The following is a 6,537-nucleotide window of genomic DNA, read 5'->3' as shown; positions in this document are numbered from 1 at the left end:
GGCGGGACCGCCCCTGAGCCGACCTAACCTGGGGGCATGGGACGCTCTCCTTTCACTCTAGCCGCGGCAGTGACCGCCGCACTGCCCGGGGCGGAGGTCACGGGTGCCCGTGGTCTGAGCGCGGACGGCGAGGGCCGGTTCGACTCGGCCATCGCCACCCTGGCTGATGGCCGTGAGCTCGCGATCCGCGTCGCAGACGACGACGAGACGGCGCGCGAACTCGCCGCCGAGGCGATCGCGCTTCGCGCTCTCACCGACGGCGCTCGAGCGATGCTGCCGTTCCGGGTGCCGGCCTACATCGGGGAGACCCGACTCGGCGAGGGACGCGCGCTCGTCACCGAGCTGCTGCCCGGGTTCCAGATCGACGCGGCCCACGTGCCGGCGGGGCGCGGGGCTGCCCCGTCGATGGGGTCAGCGATCGCCGCGGTGCACAGCATGCCCACCTCGGTGGTCCGCGGGGCGGGACTGGCCACACGCACGGCCGAGGAAAGCCGCGCCGAGCTGGATCGCCTGATCGACACGGCCGCATCGACGGGGAGGGTTCCCGCACGTCTCACCGTGCGATGGCGCGACGCCGTCGCCGACGACGACCTGTGGCGCTTCGAGTCCACCGTCGTGCTCGGCGGCTTGCAGTCGACGTCCTTCCTGTTCGAGGACGACCCCGAACGCGGCCCCGAAGTCATCGGGCTCCTGGGCTGGCATGGACTGTCGATCGGTGATCCTGCGGTCGATCTGTCGTGGCTCTCCGCGGCACCCGAGGCGTCCGACGATGTCCACGCCGCGTACTCCGGCGCACTCGACCGCGCACCGGACGCCGGCCTCGAAGTGCGTGCTCGTCTGCTCGCCGAGCTCGAGTTCGCACGGTGGCTCGTGCACGGCGACGCCATGCATCGACCGGATATCGTCGACGACGCGGCCGCGCTGCTCGAGGCTCTCGCCGAGGGTCTGCGTACCGATGACCTGAGCGTGATCGATGCCCGCAGCGCCGGAGTCGACTCTGCCATGGACGCACTCGACCGCGTGCCCCGAGACGCCGTGACCGAGATCGACACGTCGATGCAGACCGACGCCTACAACCCCGAGGAGCTGTGGATCGACGTTCCGGCCGAATCGGAGGAGGGCGCGACCGACGCGACTTCCACCGATGTCGTCGAACCGCTTCGCAGCGGTGCCGACGGCCAGGGACAGGAGCGGGACGACAGCTCCCACCGCGCCGGGATGCTCGATCTCGAGACCGAGGACCTCTCCGAGGCTCGGAGCATCTTCGCCGGCAGCCACAGCACCGATGCCGCGGACAGGCACGGCGCTTCCGTGTCGCACGCGGAGACCGCGTACGACGAGGACGACTCCGAGGAGGCTCAGCGCGCCGCGCGGGCGGCACTCCAGCGCTGGAAGAGCTCCTCCTCCGAGTAGATCCGATCGCCGCGGATGATCAGGTCGTCGGCCACGTAGTACAGCGCGACATCGATCTCCTCCAGCGGTACGTCGAATCTGCGGTGGTACGCGAGACGGTAGAGCGCGAGCTGCAGCATGCGCTCCTCCCGCTCGGCGGCGGTGCGCGGGGCCTTGCCGGTCTTCCAGTCGACGATCTCGACGCGGCCGCCGCGGTCGGCGCGCCGGTACACGGCATCGAGCTTGCAGATGACGATGTGACCGCCCGCCGCCTCGTCCGAGGAGAGGCCTGCGCCGAGCGCGAAGTCGATCTCGATCTCGACGGCGATGGGCTGCAACCCGCCCCACTCACTGCGCTCGAACGTCGCCTGCAGCACGGCGAGGTCGGCGGCGTCGGCGGTCGTTCCGCGCCCCTCCCCCGACGCCCTCGTCAGGTGCTCGGCCTCGATCGGCGCCTCCTCCTCATCGAGCTCCCAGAGCGCCTCATCCACACGGCTGCCGACGCCCACGAGCTCGGACCGCTGCTCCACCCAGGCGTGGAACAGCGTGCCGAGGCGGGTCTGCCGGTAGGGCCGCTCCGGCATCGGCCTGACGATCGACGAGAGGGTTCCGGAGAAGTCGGTGACGTAGTCCTTGAACCTCGAGGCCGGCACGCGCGTCGGCGCTTCCGCATCGGCACCGCGCTGTCTGGCCGCACGCTCGGCGAGCAGACGAGCGAGCTCGACCGAGGGTTCTGCCGTTCCCCGGAGCGTGGCCTCTTCGACAGCCGCTGCCGCCGCGGACACGACACCCCGCCGAGCGCCCAGCGGGTCGAGGGGCCAGCGGAGCGTGGAACCGGGGCCCTCGTACGGATTGTCGTCCGGATCGACCTGATCGATTTCCTCGAACCCCTGCGCCTCGATGGCTTCGAGCAGATAGGGACTCGGCGTGCGCGGGGACTTCTGCCCCGCCCAGTGGGAGCCGCTCAAGAGCAGATCGGTCCGCGCACGGGTGACCGCGACATACGCCAGACGTCGCTCTTCCTGCTGCTGATACGCCCGGTACGCGTCTTTGAAGCGCTTGATCGCGCCCCCCTGCGGATTCGCCTTGGTCGCGCCGCCGGAGAGCGATGCCTGCGCGAGCTTCTGACGCTTGACGGGGTCGGTCTCGTCGCCCATCGCCCCGACGGGGTCCCACTCGAAGCGGGGTAGCGCATCTCGGTCGCCGCGCAGAGCGAAGGGAACGACGCCGAACCCGAACCACCCTGAGGTGTCGGAGACACGGCTCGGAAGCTCGTCGACCACGAGTCGGACGACGGCGACGGCATCCCACTCCAGGCCCTTCGAGCCGTGGATCGTCAGCAGCTGCACGACGCCGGGTTCCGGCGGCTCCGGCCGAGGCATGAGCTCGTCCGTGCTCTCCGCCTTGTCGAGCCAGGCCAGCAGACTGCCGATGCTCCCCCGGTCGTCGGCGGCGAGGAAGGCCCTGACCTCGTCGGAGAACGCGCGCAGCTGCGTCGCGGCGATCCGGGCAGGCCCTCTGGTCTCGTTCGCCGCCAACTCGATGTCCAGCCGTAGTTCGAGCTCGATCAGGCGGATCAGCTCCGGGATCGGCTGCGAGGACGCTCGTCGCAGACGCTCCAGCATCTCGCCCGCGGCGCGCACGCGTGCCCGCCCGTCCGGGGTGATCGCTTCGAGCAGTCTGTAGTCGTCGCGCACGGCCCTGACCACGTCGACGGCGTCGATGATCGACACCGCCTCGTCGGCGCCCCGCGACCCGCGCAGCCGCGAACGGATCTCCTCAGGCAGCGGAGCCATCGCGGGGTCACGCTCCGAGAGCGTGCGCCCGAGGTCGTAGAGCGCCGCCATGTCGGCCACCCCCACGCCGAATCGCGGCCCGGTGAGCAGTCGGATGAGCGCCGATCCCGCCGTGGGGTCGTGCACCACGCGGAGCGTCGAGACGACGTCGACGACCTCCGGCGTCGCCAGCAGTCCGCCGAGACCGAGGATCCGATGCGGGATCCCCCGGGCTGCAAGCGCAGCCGCGAACGTCTGCATGTGCCGCTTCGAGCGGAACAGGATCGCGCCGGTGTGCGGCTTCGTCGCGTGTGCCGCTGCCGTGTCGCGAGCATCGTGTGCCGCTCGACGCTCGGAGAACCACTCCGCCACGGCTGCTGCCTCCTCGTCGACCGTGAAGGGGTACTCCACGGTCACGGTGCCCTCTCCCGCCCCAGGACGGGGTTCGAGCGGGGGCACGTCGAGCCCGGGCCGCTGGAGCGGCTCGAGCACCCGGTTCGCGATCCCGAGGATACGGCGGTCGTTGCGCCAGCTGGTCATGAGGCTGTAGGTATGCGCCGCGCCCGTGCTCGAGAACGTGCCGGAGAACGCGTAGAGATTGTCGGCGCTCGCCCCTCGCCAGCCGTAGATCGACTGGTGCGGGTCGCCCACGGCCATCACCGCCGAGTCATGGAAGAGCTCCGCGAGGAAGCGGGTCTGGATGACCGACGTGTCCTGATACTCGTCGAGCAGCACCACGCGATGCTGCTCGCGGAGCTCGGCGCGCACATCGGGCGCCGACTCGACGATGTCGTACGCGCCGCCGACCTGATCGGCGAAGTCGAGCACGCCGCGACGATGCTTCTCCGCGATGTAGTCGCGCACCAGGCTCGACAGCGTCGGAAGACTGAGCAGGTTCACGGCCGCCTTCTCGACATCGCCGTTGCTCCGGTAGGGCTCGAAGGCGAGGGCCTGCTCCCGGGCGATGCGCTCGGCGAGATCCAGGTCCACACGGTGGTCGAGGGCGTCTCCGGCGAGCCGCTGCACCGCATCGATGACCGTGCCGAGCGCGAAGTCGATGTTCTCCAGCTCAGGGAGATCGCTACGCAGCACGACCTCGCGCGCGAGCATCCAGGAGGCCGCCTGGCTGAGCATCGCCACGTCGGGGTCTCGCCCGATGCGTGCAGCGTGCTCGCGGACGATGCCGTCCGCGAAGGCGTTGTAGGTCGAGACCCGAGGCCGGATCATCAGGTCCTCCGCCGCCCGAGGGATCACCGGGTCCCACCCGGTCCCGCGCTGGTCGGCGAGCTCGTCGAGCACGTGTGCACGGACCACCTCGCGCTGGCGGCCGGGCGCCGCCTCCTCCACCCTGCGCAGTGATCCGTCCGCCACGATCGCCGGGAGATGGGGCAGGAGTCCACGACGACCGTACTCGTCGATGACCGCGAGCCGATGGCCGATCCGCTCCGCGAGCTCACCCGCAGCCTTGCGCGTGAAGGTGAGGCCGAGGATCTCGTCGCGGCGCACGTGCCCGTTGGCGACGAGCCACACGACGCGCCCCGACATCGTCTCGGTCTTCCCGCTGCCGGCACCCGCGACCACGAGCGCAGGTTCCGGGGGCGCCTCGATCACACGTTGTTGGGCGGGGGTCGGCGAAGGCTGGCCCAGCGCCGCGGCGATGTCGGTAGCGGAGATCGAGGCGCCGGCGCTCCACCATGCGCCGTTCTCCCCCGTCACGAGCTCACCGCCGGCACCGTGTGAATACGGCAGGGATGCACCCGACGCTGGGTGTCGGCACAGTGCGATTCGACCTGCGCTGTGAAGCTCGAAGCCGACATGCCACGCGCCGCATCCGATACGCGCATCAGGAAGGCCGAGCGCGACTCGTCGTCGAGCGTGTGCTGATGGGCGATGCGGTAGTCGCTCTTCGCGAGGGTCTTCGAGACGATCACGAGCCGCGCTCCGGCGAGTGAAGCCGGCGGCGCCCCCTCGACGAGTCCCTGCTGCACCGCGATCTGATAGGCGGCCAGCTGCGCATGCTCGAGCACGCCGGAGTCGGATTCCGGATCGTTCTTGCCCGTCTTCAGATCGACGACGACCGTCGGGCCCTCCGGACCGCCCGACATGGGCTGCCATCCGCGGCCTCGCGCCGCCGCATGCTCACCCGCGCCGGCGGGGTAGGCCTCCACCCGGTCGATGTAGCCGTGGATGATCGCCTGATTCGCCCTGCTCTCCCCCACCGCATGCACGGTCGGCACGACATCCTCGTCCTCGCCGCTCGCCCCCGCCACGTCGACGGCGAAGCGGAACTCGACCTCGCTGCCGATCACCCTTCCGCCTTCCCGACGGACGTCGCCCAGGTAGGCGTGCAGCCTGTCGACGAGCAGATCGGCACGGCGTCGCTCCTTGCGTCCGATCCATTCGGTCTCGAAGTCGAGCTCCGGCCACTGCTCGGCCACGATCGCCCGCATCTGCTCCAGGTCTCCGTCGGGAACCCGCTCCATCGCCTCGTGCACGATCGTGCCTATGCCCGCCGTCGGCGGCATCACGGTGTCGCCGCCGAGTGCCGAGACGACCCAGTTGAGACCGCACTCCTCGTAGGACTCCATCTTCGAGGGCGAGACCCGCGCACCCGTGACCGCGAGGTCGCGCAGCGGCGCATCGGTGGAGACGGGCGTCACTCCGTACCATTCGGCGGGGTCCGCACCCGGGACCCCCTCGCGGGCGAGGACGGCGAGCTGCGCAGCGGCGACTCGCCGCACGGGTTCGGCGGATGTCGTGGTGAGGGCGCGTCGGTGCCGTGCGACCAGGCCTCGCAGGGTGAGCGGATGCTCCGCCGAGGCATGCCGCTCAGGCGGCTCGGGAGCGGGCAGGAAGCCGAAGAACGGACTGGGAGTCAGATCGTCGTCGTCCACCGCAGTGATCAGGAGCCGATCGCGCGCACGTGACACGGCACGGACGAACAGACGCAACTCGTCGTGGAGCGCAGCTCGTCGCCGGTCGAGGACGCCCGGCGGCTCGATCGCCATCCCCGTGCGGACGGCCTGGATCGCGTCGGGCAGACGCCACGTCTGCAGCAGTCCACCGCGAAGGCGCACATTCGGCCAGATGCCGTCCTGCACGCCGGCGACGACGACCGCATCGAACTCGGTGCCGAGCGCCGTCGCAGGGGTCAGCAGCGTGACCTTTCCCGGCCGATCGGGAGTCGACAGCGAGTCCTCGGGAACTTCGCTGTCGAGGATGTCCCGTACGAACACCTCCGGCCTCTCGTTGGGGGTGCGTTCGACGAAGCGCTTGGCCGCGTCGAACAGCGACACGAGCGCGTCGAGCGAACGCGCGGTCTCCGCCCCCGTCGGCAGCAGCGAGATCTCGCGCCAGGCGACCTGAAGTC

Annotated in this window: 3 protein-coding genes; 1 reads left to right on the top strand and 2 read right to left on the bottom strand. The window is 70.5% G+C overall.

Annotation, left to right across the window (positions count from 1 at the left end; genetic code table 11):
• Positions 1-36: 36 nt before the first annotated feature.
• Complete coding sequence (locus DSP71_RS19740) at positions 37-1,413, top strand: phosphotransferase (protein WP_218867320.1); 1,377 nt, start codon at positions 37-39, stop codon at positions 1,411-1,413.
• On the opposite strand, the gene DSP71_RS19735 is transcribed toward DSP71_RS19740, so the two are convergent.
• Positions 1,359-4,883, bottom strand: coding sequence for an ATP-dependent DNA helicase (locus tag DSP71_RS19735; protein WP_258546568.1), 3,525 nt, complete (start codon positions 4,881-4,883; stop codon positions 1,359-1,361). The two genes, DSP71_RS19740 and DSP71_RS19735, sit on opposite strands and share 55 nt — an antisense overlap.
• Positions 4,880-6,537: UrvD/REP family ATP-dependent DNA helicase (locus DSP71_RS24385; protein ID WP_258546567.1), on the bottom strand; the 1,658-nt coding region annotated here is incomplete at its 5' end. The genes DSP71_RS19735 and DSP71_RS24385, both read right to left, overlap by 4 nt.

This window comes from Microbacterium sp. H6, from assembly GCF_003314775.1.
In the GTDB taxonomy this organism is placed as follows: domain Bacteria; phylum Actinomycetota; class Actinomycetes; order Actinomycetales; family Microbacteriaceae; genus Microbacterium; species Microbacterium oxydans.
This window is presented reverse-complemented; position numbering and strand designations above follow the sequence as displayed.